The organism is Streptomyces sp. NPDC002868 (assembly GCF_055563295.1).
The window spans coordinates 35,789-53,590 of the sequence record NZ_JBVHDR010000001.1 but is presented as its reverse complement, the minus strand read 5'-3'; the positions used below and the strand labels follow the sequence as shown (position 1 = coordinate 53,590).

Below are 17,802 nucleotides of genomic sequence, written 5' to 3'. Positions count from 1 at the left end.
GCTGAAGACCTACGCCGGCCTCCATGCCGCCCGGTCAGCGGCCGGCACAGGCGTCAGGCGAGCGGATGCCTGCGCTCGCGCCACCTCCAGCAGGGCAAGGAGCACCGTCTTACTGGAGCTGCGATCGCGGACGTCACACAGGATGACGGGTGTGGTGGGTTCGAGGGCCAGTGCCTGTCGCACCTGCTGGCTCGTGCATTCCCGTCTGCCGTCGAAGCAATTGACGCCCACGGCGAAGGGGATTCCACGCTCCTCGAAGAAATCCACTGAGGCGAAGGAGGAATCCAGACGTCGGGTATCAGCGAGTACCACAGCTCCCAGGGCGCCGAGAGCCAAGTCGTCCCACATGAACCAGAAGCGATCCTGGCCGGGGGTTCCGAACAGGTAGAGCACCAGCTCCGGGGCGATGGTGATCCGGCCGAAGTCCATGGCGACGGTGGTCGAATACTTGCCTTCCACACCCGCCAGATCGTCGATCCCCAGGCTCGCCTCGGTGATGCGCTCCTCGGTCTCCAGTGGGGGCACCTCGCTCACTGAGCCCACCATGGTGGTCTTGCCCACGCCGAAGCCGCCCGCAATCAGGATCTTCACTGCTGTCGGCATGATCGGCTCAGAGCTGACGGATACCATCCATCACCCTTTCGATGAGTTCCACGCTCGGTTTGTCCGCCTCCGCAGGCGGCGCCTGGACCAAAATCATCGAGTCGTTCAGTAAGTCCCCGCAGAGAACTTTCACCACGCTCACCGGAAGATCCAGGTGGGCAGCTATCTCAGCGACTGCCACCGCGCGATCCCGGCAGAAATGCAGGATTTCGGCTGACTCCGGCTCCAAGGGTTCCTGGTTGACCTCATGAAGGGACCGTGTGACAACCAGCGTGATCAGCGTGAAAGTGTGCTGACTGTGGCGGGTACGTCCGCCGGTAATGGCGTATGGCCGGACGTGACGTCCGGCCCCTTCATCGTCGAACCATCGCGAGTCAGGCATCCTGAATGTAACCGCGGGGGGAGGCCTGCACGCGGGGCGCGGCGCTGAGGTACTTGCCTACCTGTTTGACGAGCGTGCCCATCTCGAAGGCCATCATCCCGACATCCACTTCCTCGGAAGCGATCGCGGCAAGGCGTGCTCCCCTGCCGGCGGCGGTGACAAAGAGGAATGCTTTTTCCATCTGGATGACCGTCTGCTGAACCTCTCCGCCATGGAAGTGGCGCGCAGCGCCACGGGCGAGGCTGTGCATCCCCGATCCGACCGCGGACAGGTGCTCGGCGTCGTCCCGGCCGAGGCCCTTCGATTTGCCGATAAGGAGCCCGTCCCCGGACAGCACGATGGCGCAGCGAATCTCTGGAATCTGGTCCACGAGGCTGTCCAGGAGCCAGTCCAGCTGGGGAGCGGCGTGTACCTGCTCAGTCATTACTGAATGTTCCCTCACAGTTAGTTGGCGCTGCGGCTAGTTGGCGCTGCGGCCACGCGACTCCGCCTGACTGTCCACACCGGCCGACTCGTCGGCCTCAGCGATCTGGGCCCGCTTCATCCCCTGTTGGATGGCCATCATGGTGCGGGCTGACTCGCCGGGGGAGATAGCGCCGGTCTCGCCCTCGTCATCCTGCTGGGTTTGCGCATGCGCCGCCTCCTTGCGCAACTGCTGCGCGAGGCTCGCTCCTCGTGTCCTTTGTGGAAGGACACGAGGGGTCACCAGTGGTGGGGATGCATCCTGTGCGTCCTCATACGTGGCGGGTTCGGGATGCCGGACTTCGGGATCGGGATGCTCTTGGGGAGGCGTCCACTCCGGCGGCGCTGGAGCCTGCGCTCCCGGGTGAGCTGATGCGGCCGGCAACAGACCTGCACCTCCATACTCGGGATACCCGTGGTGGTCTTGGAGTTGAGCCTGCACGGTGGCGTCTGCGCTGCCGCCCAGTGCGCCCGCCGCCGAGGCTGCTGAGGCTGCTGATTTGAGCTGCTCCAGCAGCGGGGAATCGTGCTCCTCAAGCAGGGCTGCGGGAAGAAGCACGATGGCGAGGGTCCCGCCGTAGACGGACTCGCGCAGTTCCACCTTGATCTTGTGTCGCTCCGCGAGCCGGGCCACCACGAAGTGCCCGAGGCGCGGGTCCGCGCCCAGCGTCATCATGTCGAGCTCGGGCGGGTGCGCGAGAAGCTGGTTGGCGCCGACGCGGTGGTCCTCCGGCATTCCGAGCCCGTGGTCCTCGACATGGAGCGCCAGGCCCCTGGCGACCTTCGTTGCGCTGACGAACACCTGGGTGTCCGGCGGGGAGAAGCTCGTGCCGTTCTCGATGAGCTCAGCGAGCAGGTGGGTGACGTCGGCGACGGCCCGGCCGGCGAGAGATACCCGTCGGCCCGGGGGGAGGTTCTTCACCTTGACCCGGGTGTAGTGCTCAGTCTCCGCCACCGCGCTGCGCATCACGTCAGTGATGGAAACAGCAGCGGTCATGCGGCGGGTGGGCGGGGATCCGCCGAGGATCACGAGGTTTTCCGAGTGGCGCCGCACGCGGGTGGCGAGGTGATCGACCTTGAAGATGTCCTTCAGCAGGTCCGAGTCTTCGTGTTTGCGCTCGAGGTCGTCCAGGAGGGAGATGAGCCGGTGGATCAGGGTTTGGGTGCGGCGGATGAGCTTGGAGAAGACCTTTTCCGTTCCCTCGCGGCCGAGGGACTGATGGACGACCGTGTCCACGGCGACGCGTGCCAGGTGGTCGATTGCCGCATCGAGCCGTTCCAACTCGTCTGTGGCGTGGTGCCTGCGAGGTAGAAGTGCGGTCGGGTCGACTTGTTCTCCTCGCTCGAGTTGGGCGACGAGCTGGGGCAGCCGGGTGCCGGCCAGGTCCTCGGTCTTCTGCTGGAGCTGGGAGAGCCGGCTGATCACCGAGCGCCAGACACGCAGGGCCAGCGCCCCGACGACAGCCAGGGCGGCCAGAGTGGCGATGGAGCCCAGGATCAGGCCCAGCAAGAGACCGTCGGCTCGTTCCTTGCCGGTGTGGGCCAGGTTCTCGAGGGAGTCCGAGTTCAGCTTCTGCAGATCGTTGACGACGGTGTCGGCGGCGTCTGGCCACGCTGTGGCCTGGTTGGGCAGTTTCGTGCCGCCGCTGATCGCAACAGCGTCTTCGATCGATGCCAGTGAGGTCCATCGGGGGCTGTCGGTGATGCTTGCATAGGCGGTGGCATCGTCTGCGAGGAGGTCACGGGCGTCCAGGCCGTTGCCGGCTTCTCGCTGGATCGCCAGGTACTGGCTGAACTGAGCGCGGGGCGTGGAGGCCATGCGGCCGGACGGCAGTGCGGCGGAGATCAACGCGTCCTCGCGCGAGAGCATCTCGGTGACCTGCACCAGGGACGTCGCGGCGACGGCGTGCGCGGTGCGCCCCTCGTCGGTACGTGTGGCATCGGTGAGCAGGCCGGCGCCGTCAGCGATGGAGTCCGTGAAGTACTGGAAGGCGTCGGCGCTGGTGAGGGTGCGATCGTCGATCGCATCGCGACGCTTGGACAACGTGTCCAGCGAGTCGTTCAGCTCCTTGGCCCGGCTCTTCAACGCCGTGGTGTCCAGCCCGGAGGGGGACATCCGGCGGAACTCCTCGACGGCAGCGTCGGTACTGCTTCGGGCGTCGTCCAGGGCGGCGCGAGAGGAGCTGGTGCGTGTGGCCTGCCAGGCAGCGGTGAGCCGGCGCTCGTCCTGCAGACGGGCCAGCACGCCGTGGGCAGGCCGGACCGTGGACACGACCCGGTCCACATCGGCACGCAGCTGGATTTGCTCGTCGACAAGCCCGGTCGCCGTGTAGCTCCACAGTCCGGTGAGGAAGAGCGCCGGAACGACAAGGGGTAGGGCAAACGACAATCGGAGAGATCTGCGAGGGGCGGACCTATGACTTGTCCGCCGGTCGCGGGTGCCTGGCATCTGATTCCTCGTACGGCAGCGAAACAATGATGGCAGTAAGGGATGGTTCGAAATGCCCAACTTCCCCCCGCACGCGACGCCCTGACTCACAGTCACCAGAGGTCGGCGGTCGGTGGAACCGTACCAGGATCATGCCGCACCCTTCATAAAAATGCTCCGGTCGGGTGAATCTTCTAGGGCATCGTGCGTGGTCGGAGCCCCCGAACGCTCCTGAGGGATCTGGTTAGAGGAGGGCGATCAGCTTTGGGGTGTAAAGGGCGCTGACAGTCTCAATTCCGGCGACCATGTCGAAATAGATCGCTGTGAGGTCCGGGTCCGTCTCTACTGCGCGCAGCAGTGAGAGCCGCTGCTCGTGCTGTGCCAGTTGCGCCACCGCCAGCGTCGACTCGTAGGCCGGAGCGAGCGAGGTGTCTCGGTCCTCGGCGTAGTCCAGGAGTGCTTGGTCGAGCCGCTGCGGGTCGCCGCCGAGTCGGTCGCCCACACGCCGCGCGAGGGATTCTGCCTGTAGGAACGCGTCGCTGATCCCGCGTGCGGTGATGGAGTCCTTGTGGTGTCCGGCGTCGCCCACCAGGGCCCAGCCGGGGCCGGTTGCCTGCCGGAAGAAGTTCTGCTGGTCACCTGTGCCGCGCAGACGTTCGATGCGGCGTTTTCCCTGGAGCCGCTCGTACAGCGCCGGCGCGGTGGTGCGTATCTGTCCCAGGTAGGCGTGGCGCGTGTCGGTGCGGACTTCTTCGAATCGGGACTGCGGGAAGTAGGCCAGGACGAGGGTCGCGTCGTCGTTGGTCGGTACGGCGGCCACCCAACTCGAGGGTTTCTCATACAGTTCGAGGGCGGCCGGCACGTCTTCCCAGTACCCGTAGTAGGCGCAGGTCAGTTTCGGGTCCTGAACGGTGTAGCGCGCCCGGCTGAGCCTGGCGACCGTGGAGCGCATTCCGTCCGCGCCGATCACCAGGTGGGCTCGTTCGCTGAAGGAGCTGCCGCGGTGCTTGCCCTCCACGCCAATGACGCGTCCGGTGTCGTCGCGCAGGAGGCGGGTCACCGAGGTCCGGTCGCGGAAGTCGACGCCGGCCGCGACGGCTGCGTCCACCAGGATGGCGTCCAGGACGTGGCGGCGGGGGGCGTATCCGGCGCGCTGTCCCTCGACGCCTCGGGCGCAGCCTTCGAGGCGGATGTCGGCCACTTCGTAGACCGCGCGGTCAAGGGGCGGGCAGCCTGAGGCGCGTACGGTCTCGAGCAGGCCCCAGCGGGCGAGCGCCGCGACGCCGGGTTGGTGGATGAGGTGGGTGGAGAGGGTGTCGGAAGGGAATGCCGCCCGGTCGAGCATGAGTACCCGGCATCCCGCGCGGGCGAGCAGCATGGCTGTGGGAGCTCCGGCGCAACGCGCCCCTACCACGATGGCGTCGAACATGTGCGTGCCTCACAGACATCGGGACTGGGTGGGAGCCGCGATGCCGCGTGGGGGGGGCAGCCTCGGGCGACAGCTCCGGACGAGGGACGGGACGTGCGCCTATGTGTGTGGACATTCCGGCATTGGATTCAGTGACGGCGCCCGAGTTCGGCGAGCAGGGCGTGCCGGTCGATCTTGCCATTCGGGTTGAGCGGCAGTTCGTCGAGGATGACGATCCGGCGCGGGAGCATGTACGGCGGCAGGCTGTCGCCCAGTGCGGAATACAGCTGCTGGGTGGCACACTCGGCGCCGCTGACCGCGGCCTCCAGTTCCGGCTCGCCGTCAGAAGCGTGCACAGCGAGGACGATCGCGTCGCGTACGCCGGGCTGCTCCCTGAGCATGGACTCGATCTCCCCCAGTTCGATCCGGTGGCCTCGGATCTTGACCTGGTGATCGGTCCGTCCCAGGTGGACCAGGTGGCCGTCGTGCATGGTGGCCCGGTCTCCGGTGCGGTACCAGTGCTGATCGGTCAGCGACGTGGCTCCGGTGTGGATTGGGGTCTCCCGTGCTCGAGCGGAGCCGAGAGCTTGGGGAAGGACGGCGACGCTGTCGTCGAAGGGCAGGAACCGGCCATCGTTGTTGGCCGGTTCCAGGTAGCCGGGGAACCGCTGCGGACCGCGGATGCAGAGCTCGCCGGTCTCGGCCGGCCTGCCGTTCTCGTCCAGCAGGAGGAGATCCAATGTCGGGTAGCAAGTCCCGATCGGCAGCGTCCCGTTGGCTGTTTTCGGCCAGTCCGCCCGGCTGCGAGGCAGCCGATAGGCGGTGCAGGAGATGGTGAGCTCCGTCGGGCCGTAGAGGACTTCCAGAGTGCTTCTCGGCGCGGCCGCCTGCCATTCCTGCGCCGCCGCCAGGGGCAGCGGTTCGCCGCCGAACACGCTCCAGCGCAGGGTGGGCATGCTGTTGGGCGCCAGCGTGCCCAGGCGTGAGGCGAAGGTGATCAGTGACGGCACCGAGAACCAGTGGGTGAGCCGCTGGTCATTGATCGTTTTCACCGGTGACAGGAGTTGGCTGCGCCTCGGCACCACCAGCGTGCCTCCGGATGCCCAGGCGACGAACAGGTCGTGCACGGAGCCGTCGAAGGTGAGGTCGAAGGTCTGAGAGAGTCGGCTGCCCGGCCCGACGTCGTACCGGGACGCCACGTGGCCGAGATAGGCGGAGAGGTTGCGGTGCAGGATCGGCACTCCCTTGGGGGTGCCGGTCGACCCGGACGTGAAGATGATGTACGCGACATCGTCCGGGTTCGCTTCCGGGTGGGGCAGCTCGGGGGGCGGCTCGGTTGTGAGGGCGTCCAGCTCCTTGGGGCCCGCCACGAGCAGTGGGATCCCGAGGTCGGCGCAGGCTTCGGGGGTGTCTGCCAGGGCCAGCTCCAGACCCGCGGCCTTGGCAATGTGGGCGGTGCGGGCGGGCGGGTGCTCCGGGTTGAGGGGCACGATGGCCGCGCCAGTCCGCAGGATGGCGAGGTAGCCGGCGTACGCGGTCACCGAGCGGCTTGCCAGCAGCCCCACACGCCGGGGCGTCTCGCCGCCGTTGGCTGCGACCAGCCGGGCCGCGAGCCGCTCCGCCAGGTCGCGCAGTTCGCCGTAGGTCAGTCGCTCCTCGCCCACTTCCAGGGCGGTGCAGTCGTGGCCGAAGGTGTCGGCGGAGCGGGCGAACCATGCATACGCGGTCTGCGGATTACTCATGACGCGTGTGCCTCCAGTGCGTGGACCCACTCGCGCAGCGCGCCGACCGTGCGCAGCCGGCCGAAGTCCTCGGGGTCGACGTCGCGGCCGGACTTCTTGGACAGCTGCACGATGAGCCGCAGCTTCGCCAGCGAGTCGATCCCGATCGCGTCGAGCGTGGAGCCGTCGTCGAAGGGGGTGCGCGCGTGCTCGCGCAGCACCCAGGAAGCCAGGTCGCCGCCGTCCTCGTCCCAATCCTCGCCGGGCCAGTAGCGCTTTGTCTGCCAGGGATAGCCGGGCAGCGGCACGAAGCGGCCATGCTCCCCGAACACCTCGTCCCAGGCCACCGTCTCGCCCTTGCTGTAGCGGTCCGCGGCCTCGGCCAGTACCGCGGGAGTCGGGCCTGATGCCGGTGTTCCTCCGGTCCCGCTGAGCGCGGCTGCCATCTCCTGATGGGAGGACCCGATGACCGCCAGGCGCTGTTCGTGATGATGACGGCGGGTGGCTGCGCTGTAGCAGATGTCGCGAAGGGACAACGTGGCGCCTTGCCCGTCGGGACCGAGGTAGGCGGTGTAGGAACGGGCCAGGGCGTCCAGGGCTGCGGGGGTGCGGGCGGAGAGCACCAGTACGTACGGTGCGCCGCTCGCCGCTGCCGTGGCGTCGGCCGGGCGGGTGTCGCCCTGTCGGATCACCACGTGCGCGTTGAGGGACGAGGAGCCCTGCCCGGAGATCCCGGCGATGGCCGGCCGGTCGCGGTCGGGCAGGTCATAGAGCTTCCCTGGTATCACCAGGGGCAGCTCGTCCCAGGTGATCCGGGGATGTGGGGTGTTGAGATGGAGGCTGGGCGGGATCTGGCCGTGTTCCAGGCACAGCACGGCTTTGATCAGTCCGGCCATGCCGCCGGCGGCCTCCGCGTGGCCGATATTCGTCTTGATCGAGCCGACCAGCAGCGGTCTGTCCGATGGCCGGCCCTCACCCAGGACCTCGCCCAGTGCGCTGATCTCCAGCGGGTCGAGTGTGGGTGAGCCGACCCCGTGCGCCTCTACGTAGTCCACATCGGCCGGGGCCACCCCGGCATCCTCGTACGCCCACCGGAGCGCCTCGACCTGTCCGGTCATCGACGGGTTCAGCAGCGAGTCGCTCGTGCGGCCGTCGTTGCTGACCGCGCTGCCCTGGATGACGGCTCGTATTCGGTCGCCGTCGGCCAGGGCGTCGGCGAGAGGCTTGAGGACGACGACACCCACTCCGTCGCTCGGCGCGTGGCCGTCAGCGCTCGCGTCGCCGAACTTGCTCCGGCCGTCGGCAGCCAGGGCCCCGGCCTGCGTCATCATGACGCCCTCATCCGGGCGGAGCTTGAGGTTCACACCCGCGGCCAGCGCGAGGGGACTCTCGCGTGCGCGCAGGCTCTGCACGGCACTGTGGACGGCCACCAGCGAGGAGGAGCAGGCCGTGTCCACCACAACGCTGGGGCCGCGGAAGTCGAAGACGTAGGACAGGCGGGCCGGCAGCAGCGAGCGGAAGTTGTTGAACTGCGAGGGCGTCACTGCTTCCAGGCCCTCGCGGAACTGGATCTCCAGGTAGTCCGAGCGGGCGTTGCCGACGAAGACCCCGGTCCGGCTGCCGGCCAGCTCGTCGGGTCGCTGGCCCGCGTCTTCCAGGGCGTCCCAGGCCGTCATCAGCAGCAGCCGTTGCTGCGGGTCGAGTTCCACCGCCTCGGTGGAGGACATCTCGAAGAACTCCGCGTCGAACTCCGCCACTCCGTCCACGTAACCCGCGCGACGGCTGCCGATCATCCCTGGCCCCGGCTGTGGGGAGTAGAGGGCGTCCACGTCGTAGCGTTCAGGCGGTGTCTCGCTTGTGGCGTCCACACCGTCTCGGAGCAATTCCCACAGCTCATCGGTCCCTGATGCGCCAGGAAGCCGGCAGGCCATGCCGATCACTGCCACCGACCGTGCGTCCACGTCCGACCTGTTCATCAGAACACTCCTTCGATGCTTTCCCGATGTCCGTGTGCGTTGGTGCAGTTCACGTTGCTCCATGGCGCTCCCCAGAGCGTCGGCCATGGATCTCTCTGAGCTGTCTGCCACGCGCCATACCGCTGGAAGCCCCCCGGATCCAGGCGGTTGAGAACGGGTCACTGGGTGAAACGAGCCCTGACGTCATCGTGCAGGGCTCGATACTCGAGCAGGCAAGTCGACTGTCGTGGTGCCTCACCGACCGGCACAGGCGCCGCCCGCGGGCGCTGAAGTCCCCGCCCAGCACGCAACTTGAGGCGCCGTCCATAACTCAGTCGATGGGTGGTGGCGGCGGATGCGGCACCGTGCTCCTGCGGGCAGCGCCGACGTGTGTACGGCATGCGGCGTGACCACGAGGGCGCCGGCTCCGGATCGCGGCGTCAACCCCGCAGCGGCGGATCTTGGCGTGACATCGTGCAGAGCACCATGGCCGACAGGGCGCTGCTGCCAACGCCTGCGGCAGTACGCCCACAGCCCGAACTGCACTTGACCCACGGCGCTGTACCCCTCCCCGAAGTCACTCGGCACAACTCCATTCCATCCACGGGCCTCGACGGGAGAGCGCCCACCACCTGCCCCCCTGCGCCGGACGCCCGAACCTGGGTTCGCAGTCCGATACCGCGTAAGAGCGCACACTCCATCGCCGCAAACAAGCCTGCCCACCGCACGATTGTCATATGCACAACCGTTTCTGCTCGTCCCGGCATCAAGGATTGGCGGGAAGTGATCGCCCGAGGTTGAAACCTTGCCCAGTTTGAACAGGATCCAGGATTGGGCATCTGCAGGCACCCGCCAGGACCGGGGGCGGCCACGCGGGCGCCGAGGCGATGTCGGTGTGACAAGTGATACAGAAATGATTCCAGTGCGGCAATCCTCAGCTCCCGGATCTGATTTCATCTGGAAACATGGATCCCCTGACATCTGATCAGACCCGGCTCGCGGGCGAGCAGCGGAGACTTCGGCTGCAGGTTCTCGGCCTCAACAGCGTTGAGGCCGAGGCCACGTTCGACCGTGTCGCGCGGCTTGCGGCCAGCTTCACTCAGGCACCCCTGGCCATGGTCAACTTCATCAACGACGAGCGACAGATGTTCCGCGGCATGTACGTCCCACCCACCTCGCCCGACGACAAGGCGAACACCGATGGCCGCGGCATCGTCTTCGACCTCAGCGACATCGCCCGCGAAGCGCCCAGTGACTACGGCTTCTGCCCCCATGTGGTGGCCCAGGGGTCCCAGCTGGCCCTGGACGATGTCTTCGACTACCCGCGGTTCAGAGGCAACCCACTGGTCAACGACATGGGCGTTCGTTCCTACCTCGGCACCCCGCTCCGGGACAACACCGGCATGATCCTCGGCACCGTGTGCGTGGCCGACATGGTGGCCCGTACCTGGGATCGCAAGCTCAAGGAGGGCATGCAGGAACTCACCGAGACCCTGCTGTCGGACTTCAAGTTGCGTGACAGCCTGCTCGCCCAGCAGCAGGAGCTGTTCGCCGTCTTCGACGGCGCCCCCTTCCCCATCATGCTCACCGAAGGACCGAACCACCTGCTGCGCTACGCCAACGGCAAGCAGGGCGCGGCTTTCGGCATGGTCCCGCAGTTCAGCCCAGGGCGGCAGGTCCTGACCGGGCTCGAAGCCATCGGTGTCTTCAACGCGATGGACGAGGCCTTCCACACCGGTCAGACCACCACGCTTCCCCGGGCGTCGATCAGCACGTACGACTCCCCCTCACCCCAGGACTTCAGCTTCCTCTGCACTCCGGTGCGGACGTCACCCAACGCACCGGTCAGCGGAGTACTGACGGTGGCCATGAACGCCGGCCAGCAGTTTTATCCCGGCAATGAGCAGCGGGTATTCGCGGCCAATGTCCAGGAGCGGTTCGAGCAGCTGGGCTCAAGCGGCTTCCGGGGGACAATCCCGGGCCAACGAGGATAAAACACCGAAAACGTACGGTAACCCCTCACCGTCGACCGTGCTTCCCGGCCGCGCCACGCGGCCGGGAAGCAACGTCGCCACCCAGAGGCGCCCGCGCCCCTTCCGCGCGGCAGGGCCTGGCCATTACGGCCGGTGAGCTGGCAGGATCGCGCCATGCTCTCGTCCCTGTCCCGCATCAGCCGCCGCCGTGCCCTCCAGGGCTCGGCGGTCGCACTGGCGCTGTTCGGGCTGCTGATGTGGTGGCTGCTACCGATCGGGAATTCGTCGCCGAGCGGCGCCCTGACCTTCAGCACGGGATCACAGAATGGCGTCTATCAGCGGTACGGCGTGCTGCTGGAGGAGGCGCTCGCCCGCGATCTGCCGGACGTGACGATCGACCTGAAGACCAGCGAGGGCTCGCAGCAGAATCTCGCGCGGGTGGCGGTCGGCGAGGCAGACTTCACCATCGCCACGGCCGACGCGGTCGCCAAGTACATACGGGACAAAAAGCCCGGAGCCGACCGGCTGCGCGGCTGCGCAAGGCTGTACGACGACTATGTCCAGCTGGTCGTCCCCAGGGGTTCCCCCGTGCTGTCGGTGCGTGATCTGCGAGGCAAGCGGGTGGGCATCGGGCAGGAGGGTTCCGGTGTGCGGCTGACCGCCGATCGGCTGCTGAAGGCCGCGGGGATCGACCCGAAGCGGGACATCAAACCGCTCGCCGCCGGGATCGACACTGTGCCGGGGCGGCTGGAGGCACGCGAGCTGGACGCGTTCTTCTGGTCGGGAGGCCTGCCCACGGCGGCCGTCGAGGAGCTGTCCGAGCGCTTCCAGATCCGGCTGGTGTCGCTGGAGGCCGACCTCATCGACAAGCTGCACGCCCCCGGCGAGGCGACCAGCTACTACCGCTCCGCCGTGATGCCCGCCGACGCCTACCGGGAGGCGCAGAACGGGGAGCCCGTGCCGACGGTGGCAGTGGCGAATCTGCTGGTCACGACCGACCGGATGGACCCGGCGATGACCGAAGGCTTCACCCGTACGGTGATCAAGAGCCGCGACCGGATCGGCAACACGGTGCACCCGGCGCAGCTGGTGGATCTGCGGACCGCTGTCTACACGGACCCGCTGCCGCTGCACGAAGGCGCGAGGCGCTACTACCGCTCGGTCAAGCCGTAGGGGACGTACGCGGGACGGTGACGGTCACCCGCAGACCCTGCGGTTCGTGGTGGGCGTACGCGATCGAGCCACCGCCCGCCGCCAGCAGGGCGCGCGAGATGGACAGGCCGAGCCCCGAGCCCTTGACGTTCTGGTGGCGGCCGCTGCGCCAGAAGCGGTCGCCGATACGAGCCAGTTCCTCATCGGTCAGGCCCGGGCCGCCATCGGTGATCACGATGGTGGAGCTCTCGCCGTTCGAGGCGACCGAGACGGTGACCTCCTCGCCCTGCGGTGTGAACTTCAGGGCGTTGTCGATCACCGCGTCGAGGGCACTGGAGAGCGCGACCGGGTCGGACCAGGCGGTGACCGCGGCCCTGTGCTCGGTCAGCCGGACGCCCTTCTCATCCGCGAGTGGACGCCAGGCCGCGACGCGCTCGGCCGCCAGTGCGCCAATGTCGGTGAGCTGGAGGTCGGCGGCGGCATGCTCGGCCAGCGCCAGGTCCAGCAGGTCGTCGAGGACCTGGGCGAGGCGCTTGCCCTCGGTGCGGACCGAGGCGATCTCCTCGTTCCCTTCGGGGAGTTCGAGTGCGAGGAGCTCGATACGCAGCAGCAGTGCGGCGAGCGGGTTGCGCAGTTGGTGGGAGGCGTCGGCGACGAACGCCCGCTGCTGTTCCAGTACTTCTTCGACGTTGTCCGCCATCTCGTTGAACGAGCGAGCCAGGCGTCTGAGTTCCGGCGGGCCGCCGGCAGCCGCCACGCGCGAGTTCATCTGCCCGGTGGCGATGTCGTGGGTGGCCGCGTCCAGAATCCGTACGGGCCGCAGCACCCAGCCCGTGAGGCGGAAGGCGGCGCCGACGGCCACCAGCATCGCCGCGCACTCGCCTGCCGCTATCAGCAGCCAGTTCCGCAGTACGAGTGAGCGCAGCTGGCTGGTGGGCGAGTCGGTGAACACGACGGCGACGACGTCCCCGTCCCGTACGACGGGTGAGGCGACGACCAGCCGGCCGCCGTGCTGCCACGGCCAGACCTGCGGCGGGTCCTGGCTGCGCCGCCCGGTCAGCGCCTCCTTGAACGCCTCACGGCCCTCGCCGCTCTGCGGCACCGTCCAGCTCTCGGGGGCGCGCGCCATGGCGTCACCATCGCGATAGAAGACGCCGGCCCTGATGCCGTACGTGTCGTGGTAGCGGTCGAGCTGCTCCTGAAGCATGGAGCGCCGCTTGTCGAGGCTCAAGCCCGAGCGCTCGGTGACGAACTGCGCGAGCGCCGCGAAGCGCACCGTGTCGTCGATCCGGTCGACGACGACCCGCTGCTGCTGCGCGGCGGCGACGCTCACGGCCAGGGGGAAGCCGAGCGCGAGCAGCACGCCCGCCATGAGGACGATGAGCAGCGGGAGAAGTCGGGTACGCACCGGGGTTTACGGGCCTTACGCGTCGGCGGGCGCGACGAGCCGGTAGCCGACGCCGCGCACGGTCTCGATCAGGGCGGGCATCCGCAGCTTGGAGCGCAGCGACGCCACATGCACCTCGAGGGTGCGGCCGGTCCCTTCCCAACTGGTTCGCCACACCTCGCTGATGATCTGCTCCCGGCGGAAGACGACGCCCGGCCGCTGCGCGAGCAGCGCCAGCAGGTCGAATTCCTTGCGGGTCAGCTGGACCGCGGCACCGTCGACGCTGACGCGCCGGGTGGGCAGCTCGATGGTGACCGGGCCGAGCCGCAGCGCGTGCTCGGACGCGGCCCCTGCGGCGTCGTCAGCACCGGCGTTGCGCCGGCTCACGGCGTGGATGCGGGCCAGCAACTCCCCGGTGTCGTACGGCTTGACGACATAGTCGTCGGCCCCGAGGTTGAGCCCGTGTATCCGGGAGCGTACGTCGGCCCGCGCGGTCACCATGATCACGGGTGTCGTTGTGAGCTTCCGGATCTTGCCGCACACCTGGTAGCCGTCCTGGTCGGGCAGCCCCAGATCGAGAAGTACGACCCCGAAGGGCGGCTTCTCGGGATGCGTGGCGGGCAGCACTGCCTTCAGCGCCTCTTCGCCGTTGCGGGCGTGCACCACCTCGAAGCCGTGCTTGGCGAGCACCGCGGACAGGGCGGCGGCGACATGGTTGTCGTCCTCGACGAGCAGCAGTCTCATAGCCCCCCTTCGGTCGTGCGGTCGTATGGCATACCTCGTGCGATGTACCAGGGCATCAAGGCGGATCCTCGCCCCGACAGTCAAGTGCCTACCCGTTACATGCCTGTTTCCGTTACCCACCCGGTACGCCGATCACCACCCTGTTCACGCATAGTGTCCGGTTGCGGCCGGATCGTTATGCTCAATTTCCCCTCAGATGTAATGACGCTGGTCGCAGCGCGTGACTAAGGTCCTCCCAACCGAGGAGGACGGAGCAAGAAGCCGATGAGCGGAGTTTCAGTGACCAAGGGCGCCGAGGACGCTGTGCCCACCGGGGGCGACCTGGTCGTGCTGAGCAACGTCAACAAGCACTTCGGCGCGCTGCATGTGCTCCAGGACATCGACCTGACCATCGCCCGTGGCGAGGTTGTGGTCGTCATCGGGCCCTCCGGGTCCGGAAAGTCCACGCTGTGCCGCACCATCAACCGCCTGGAGACGATCGACTCCGGCGCGATCTCGATCGACGGGAAGGCACTGCCCCATGAGGGCAGGGAGCTGGCCCGGCTGCGCGCCGACGTGGGCATGGTCTTCCAGTCCTTCAACCTCTTCGCACACAAGACTGTGCTGGAGAACGTGATGCTGGGCCAGGTCAAGGTCCGCAAGGCCGACAAGAAGGCCGCCGAGCAGAAGGCGCGCACGCTGCTCGACCGGGTCGGCGTCGGCTCGCAGGCCGAGAAGTACCCGGCGCAGCTCTCCGGCGGCCAGCAGCAGCGCGTCGCGATCGCGCGAGCGTTGGCGATGGACCCCAAGGTCATGCTCTTCGACGAGCCCACATCGGCGCTCGACCCCGAGATGATCAACGAGGTTCTCGAGGTCATGCAGCAGTTGGCGCGCGACGGGATGACGATGGTTGTAGTCACCCACGAGATGGGCTTTGCCCGCTCCGCCGCGAACCGCGTCGTCTTCATGGCGGACGGCAAGATCGTCGAGGAGGCCACGCCGGACGAGTTCTTCAGCAATCCGCGCAGCGATCGTGCTAAGGACTTCCTTTCGAAGATCCTGCACCACTGACGACCGGCGATCCCCACCACTGACGACCGGCGAGTTACGACACAAGGGATGTTCATCATGAAGCTGCACAAGGCAAGCGCCGCGGCCGCCGCGGCCCTCGTCCTCTCCCTGACCGCGACCGCTTGTGGTGGCGACAGCGACTCGGGCGGCGACGGCGGCAAGAAGATCACCGTCGGCATCAAGTACGACCAGCCCGGCCTCGGCCTGAAGACCCCGGACGGCAAGTTCGCGGGCTTCGACGTCGACGTCGCCACGTACGTGGCGAAGGAGCTCGGTTACGACGCCAAGGACATCACCTTCAAGCAGGCGCCCAGCGCCGAGCGCGAGAACCTGATCAAGAACGGTGACGTCAAGTTCGTCGTCGCCAGCTACTCGATCAACGACAAGCGCAAGGCGGAGGTCGACTTCGCCGGACCGTACTTCCTGGCCCACCAGGACCTGCTGGTCCGCGCGGACGACAACTCCATCACCAAGGCCACCGACCTCAACTCCAAGAAGCTGTGCTCGGTGACCGGCTCCACCTCGGCGCAGAACGTCAAGGACAAGCTCGCGCCCAAGGCCGACCTGCTGGAGCAGGGCGGCTACTCGGAGTGCCTGACCGGCCTGGAGAACAAGTCCGTCGACGCGCTCACCACTGATAACTCCATCCTGGCCGGCTACGCGGCGCAGAAGGAGCACCAGGGCAAGTTCAAGCTGGTGGGCCTCAGCCTGAGCGATGAGAACTACGGCATCGGCCTGAAGAAGGGCGACAAGGATCTTCAGACGAAGATCAACGCGGCGCTCAAGAAGATGGTCGACGACGGGTCCTGGGACAAGTTCGTGAAGGCGAACTTCGGCCCGGCGAACTACAAGAACGAGCCTGCCCCGAAGATCACTGAAGGCAGCTGAGTCAGCGGTGGCGCGCTGTCGGCCGACGCCGGCGGCGCGCCCCACCAGCCAACCTGGGGAGAGCGCGGGGCAACGTGTTCGATTTTCTTGAGTCCGGGCAGTACGACCTGCTCGGCGCCTTCTGGGTGACAGTTCAGCTCACCCTCTACTCGGCCGTGGGTTCCCTGATCTGGGGCACGATCCTGGCCGGTATGCGGGTCAGCCCGGTTCCGCTGATGCGGGCCTTCGGCACCGTCTACATCAACTGCGTCCGTAACACGCCGCTGACCGTGATCATCGTCTCCTGCTCGCTGGTCCTGAACCAGACACTGGGCTTCGCACTCGGCGGCGACAACTTCAAGGACATCGGCTTCCGGCTGGCCGTCCTCGGTTTTATCGCCTACACCGGCACGTTCGTCTGCGAGGCGATCCGGTCCGGGATCAACACCGTGCCCGTCGGCCAGGCGGAGGCGGCCCGCGCACTGGGGCTGAGCTTCTTCCAGGTGCTGACCCTCATCGTGCTCCCGCAGGCGTTCCGCTCGGTCGTCGCACCGCTGGCGAACGTACTGATCGCGCTCACGAAGAACACCACGGTGGCCGCATCGATCGGTGTCGCCGAGGCTGCGCTGCTGATGAAGGAAATGCTCGAGAACGAGGCCGACGCGCTCTTCGCCGTCTTCGCGGTCATCGCCTTCGGATTCATCGTTCTTACCCTCCCGACTGGCCTGATCCTGGGCTGGGTGGCCAAGCGTGTGGCGGTGAAACGATGACCTCCGTTCTCTACGACGCACCCGGCCCCCGCGCCAAGCGGCGCAACGTCCTCTTCACGATCGTGTTCCTGGTCGTTCTCGGGCTCGTCATCTGGTGGGCGCTGTCGGTCATGGCCGACAAGGGCCAGCTGGCGGCGAACAAGTGGGATCCGTTCGTCACGGACTCCGAGGTGTGGTCGACCTATCTGCTGCCCGGTCTCTGGGTGACCGTGAAGGCGGCGGCGTTCGCCATCGTGATCGCGCTGCCACTCGGTGCGATCCTCGGCATCGGCCGGCTTTCGGACCACCGGTGGATCAGTGTTCCGGTGGGTGCCGTGGTCGAGTTCTTCCGCGCCATCCCGGTGCTGATCCTGATGTTCTTCGCCAGCGCGATGTTCGTGCAGTTCACGGACATCGAGTCGGAGATCCGGCCGATGTACGCGGTGGTGACCGGCCTGGTGCTCTACAACGCCTCGGTCATCGCCGAGATCGTACGGGCCGGCATCCTCTCGCTGCCGTCCGGCCAGACGGACGCCGCCAAGGCGATCGGCATGCGCAAGGGCCAGACCATGTCGTACGTGCTGCTGCCGCAGGCGGTCACGGCGATGCTGCCGGCTCTCGTCAGCCAGATTGTGGTGATCGTCAAGGACACCGCGCTCGGTGGCGCCCTGCTCGGCCTCGCCGACCTGATGTCGCAGAGCCGCACGATCCCGGCGAACTACGGCGCGAACACCATCGCCTCGTTCACTGTGATCGCGCTGATCTACATCGCGCTCAACTTCCTGCTCACCAGCGCCGCGGGCTGGCTGGAGGGCCGGGCGCGCCGGACGAAGAAGGGCACCGGAGCCGTGCTGCACCCCGAAGACGTCGAAGCCAAACTCGACGGCGGGGGCGTGTAACACCGGCAGGGCACTTACTGGA

The 17,802-nt window shown here is 67.4% G+C and carries 15 protein-coding genes; 6 read left to right on the top strand and 9 right to left on the bottom strand.

What is annotated here, in order from left to right:
- Positions 1 to 9: 9 nt before the first annotated feature.
- From ACZ3H8_RS00230 to ACZ3H8_RS00200, 7 genes are all read right to left on the bottom strand, one after another.
- Positions 10 to 630: a GTP-binding protein gene (locus tag ACZ3H8_RS00230; RefSeq protein ID WP_307660710.1), complete on the bottom strand. Its 621-nt coding sequence runs from the start codon at positions 628 to 630 to the stop codon at positions 10 to 12.
- Positions 611 to 985, bottom strand: coding sequence for a DUF742 domain-containing protein (locus ACZ3H8_RS00225; RefSeq protein WP_467395697.1), 375 nt, complete (start codon positions 983 to 985; stop codon positions 611 to 613). The genes ACZ3H8_RS00230 and ACZ3H8_RS00225 overlap by 20 nt, the downstream gene beginning before the upstream one ends.
- A complete protein-coding gene (locus ACZ3H8_RS00220; protein ID WP_467395695.1) occupies positions 978 to 1,409 on the bottom strand; it encodes a roadblock/LC7 domain-containing protein in 432 nt (143 codons plus the stop codon). Before ACZ3H8_RS00220 ends, ACZ3H8_RS00225 begins: the two co-directional genes overlap by 8 nt.
- Before the next feature lie 36 nt (positions 1,410 to 1,445).
- Positions 1,446 to 3,836, bottom strand: coding sequence for a sensor histidine kinase (locus ACZ3H8_RS00215; RefSeq protein ID WP_467395693.1), 2,391 nt, complete (start codon positions 3,834 to 3,836; stop codon positions 1,446 to 1,448).
- Positions 3,837 to 4,119: 283 nt separating this feature from the next.
- Positions 4,120 to 5,304: an NAD(P)/FAD-dependent oxidoreductase gene (locus ACZ3H8_RS00210; RefSeq protein ID WP_467395691.1), complete on the bottom strand. Its 1,185-nt coding sequence runs from the start codon at positions 5,302 to 5,304 to the stop codon at positions 4,120 to 4,122.
- Between the two features lie 128 nt (positions 5,305 to 5,432).
- A complete protein-coding gene (locus tag ACZ3H8_RS00205) occupies positions 5,433 to 7,025 on the bottom strand; it encodes an amino acid adenylation domain-containing protein (RefSeq protein ID WP_467395689.1) in 1,593 nt (530 codons plus the stop codon).
- Positions 7,022 to 8,980, bottom strand: coding sequence for a type I polyketide synthase (locus ACZ3H8_RS00200; protein WP_467395687.1), 1,959 nt, complete (start codon positions 8,978 to 8,980; stop codon positions 7,022 to 7,024). The genes ACZ3H8_RS00205 and ACZ3H8_RS00200 overlap by 4 nt, the downstream gene beginning before the upstream one ends.
- 944 nt (positions 8,981 to 9,924) lie before the next feature.
- Here ACZ3H8_RS00200 and ACZ3H8_RS00195 point away from each other — a divergent pair.
- Both ACZ3H8_RS00195 and ACZ3H8_RS00190 read left to right on the top strand, forming a co-directional pair.
- Complete coding sequence (locus ACZ3H8_RS00195) at positions 9,925 to 10,953, top strand: GAF domain-containing protein (RefSeq protein ID WP_467395685.1); 1,029 nt, start codon at positions 9,925 to 9,927, stop codon at positions 10,951 to 10,953.
- 153 nt (positions 10,954 to 11,106) lie between these two features.
- Positions 11,107 to 12,105 carry a TAXI family TRAP transporter solute-binding subunit gene (locus ACZ3H8_RS00190; protein WP_467395683.1) on the top strand — a complete coding sequence of 333 codons (999 nt, stop codon included), beginning with the start codon at positions 11,107 to 11,109 and terminating at the stop codon, positions 12,103 to 12,105.
- Here the strand turns inward: ACZ3H8_RS00190 and ACZ3H8_RS00185 are convergent.
- Together ACZ3H8_RS00185 and ACZ3H8_RS00180 are read right to left on the bottom strand one after the other, a co-directional pair.
- On the bottom strand, positions 12,095 to 13,492 hold the full coding sequence (locus ACZ3H8_RS00185) for a sensor histidine kinase (RefSeq protein ID WP_467395681.1): 1,398 nt from the start codon (positions 13,490 to 13,492) through the stop codon (positions 12,095 to 12,097). The genes ACZ3H8_RS00190 and ACZ3H8_RS00185 overlap by 11 nt on opposite strands.
- A 15-nt stretch (positions 13,493 to 13,507) precedes the next feature.
- Positions 13,508 to 14,215 carry a response regulator transcription factor gene (locus tag ACZ3H8_RS00180; RefSeq protein WP_356225786.1) on the bottom strand — a complete coding sequence of 236 codons (708 nt, stop codon included), beginning with the start codon at positions 14,213 to 14,215 and terminating at the stop codon, positions 13,508 to 13,510.
- 264 nt (positions 14,216 to 14,479) lie between these two features.
- Here ACZ3H8_RS00180 and ACZ3H8_RS00175 point away from each other — a divergent pair, with 264 nt between their 5' ends.
- From ACZ3H8_RS00175 to ACZ3H8_RS00160, 4 genes are all read left to right on the top strand, one after another.
- Positions 14,480 to 15,265, top strand: a complete 786-nt coding sequence (locus ACZ3H8_RS00175) for an amino acid ABC transporter ATP-binding protein (protein ID WP_467395678.1) — start codon at positions 14,480 to 14,482, stop codon at positions 15,263 to 15,265.
- 57 nt (positions 15,266 to 15,322) lie between these two features.
- Positions 15,323 to 16,153, top strand: a complete 831-nt coding sequence (locus ACZ3H8_RS00170; RefSeq protein ID WP_467395676.1) for a glutamate ABC transporter substrate-binding protein — start codon at positions 15,323 to 15,325, stop codon at positions 16,151 to 16,153.
- Positions 16,154 to 16,227: 74 nt separating this feature from the next.
- Positions 16,228 to 16,902 (top strand): amino acid ABC transporter permease, encoded by a 675-nt coding sequence (locus ACZ3H8_RS00165; RefSeq protein ID WP_307660723.1) that lies wholly within the window; start codon positions 16,228 to 16,230, stop codon positions 16,900 to 16,902.
- Positions 16,899 to 17,780 (top strand): amino acid ABC transporter permease, encoded by an 882-nt coding sequence (locus ACZ3H8_RS00160; protein WP_467395673.1) that lies wholly within the window; start codon positions 16,899 to 16,901, stop codon positions 17,778 to 17,780. Before ACZ3H8_RS00165 ends, ACZ3H8_RS00160 begins: the two co-directional genes overlap by 4 nt.
- The last annotated feature ends 22 nt before the right edge of the window (positions 17,781 to 17,802 follow it).

Coding starts and splice junctions, on each gene's coding strand:
- ACZ3H8_RS00230 (WP_307660710.1), bottom strand. CDS start 630: ATGGTATCCGTCAGCTCTGAGCCGATCATGCCGACAGCAGTGAAGATC.
- ACZ3H8_RS00225 (WP_467395697.1), bottom strand. CDS start 985: ATGCCTGACTCGCGATGGTTCGACGATGAAGGGGCCGGACGTCACGTC.
- ACZ3H8_RS00220 (WP_467395695.1), bottom strand. CDS start 1,409: ATGACTGAGCAGGTACACGCCGCTCCCCAGCTGGACTGGCTCCTGGAC.
- ACZ3H8_RS00210 (WP_467395691.1), bottom strand. CDS start 5,304: ATGTTCGACGCCATCGTGGTAGGGGCGCGTTGCGCCGGAGCTCCCACA.
- ACZ3H8_RS00205 (WP_467395689.1), bottom strand. CDS start 7,025: ATGAGTAATCCGCAGACCGCGTATGCATGGTTCGCCCGCTCCGCCGAC.
- ACZ3H8_RS00200 (WP_467395687.1), bottom strand. CDS start 8,980: ATGAACAGGTCGGACGTGGACGCACGGTCGGTGGCAGTGATCGGCATG.
- ACZ3H8_RS00195 (WP_467395685.1), top strand. CDS start 9,925: ATGGATCCCCTGACATCTGATCAGACCCGGCTCGCGGGCGAGCAGCGG.
- ACZ3H8_RS00190 (WP_467395683.1), top strand. CDS start 11,107: ATGCTCTCGTCCCTGTCCCGCATCAGCCGCCGCCGTGCCCTCCAGGGC.
- ACZ3H8_RS00180 (WP_356225786.1), bottom strand. CDS start 14,215: ATGAGACTGCTGCTCGTCGAGGACGACAACCATGTCGCCGCCGCCCTG.
- ACZ3H8_RS00175 (WP_467395678.1), top strand. CDS start 14,480: ATGAGCGGAGTTTCAGTGACCAAGGGCGCCGAGGACGCTGTGCCCACC.
- ACZ3H8_RS00170 (WP_467395676.1), top strand. CDS start 15,323: ATGAAGCTGCACAAGGCAAGCGCCGCGGCCGCCGCGGCCCTCGTCCTC.
- ACZ3H8_RS00160 (WP_467395673.1), top strand. CDS start 16,899: ATGACCTCCGTTCTCTACGACGCACCCGGCCCCCGCGCCAAGCGGCGC.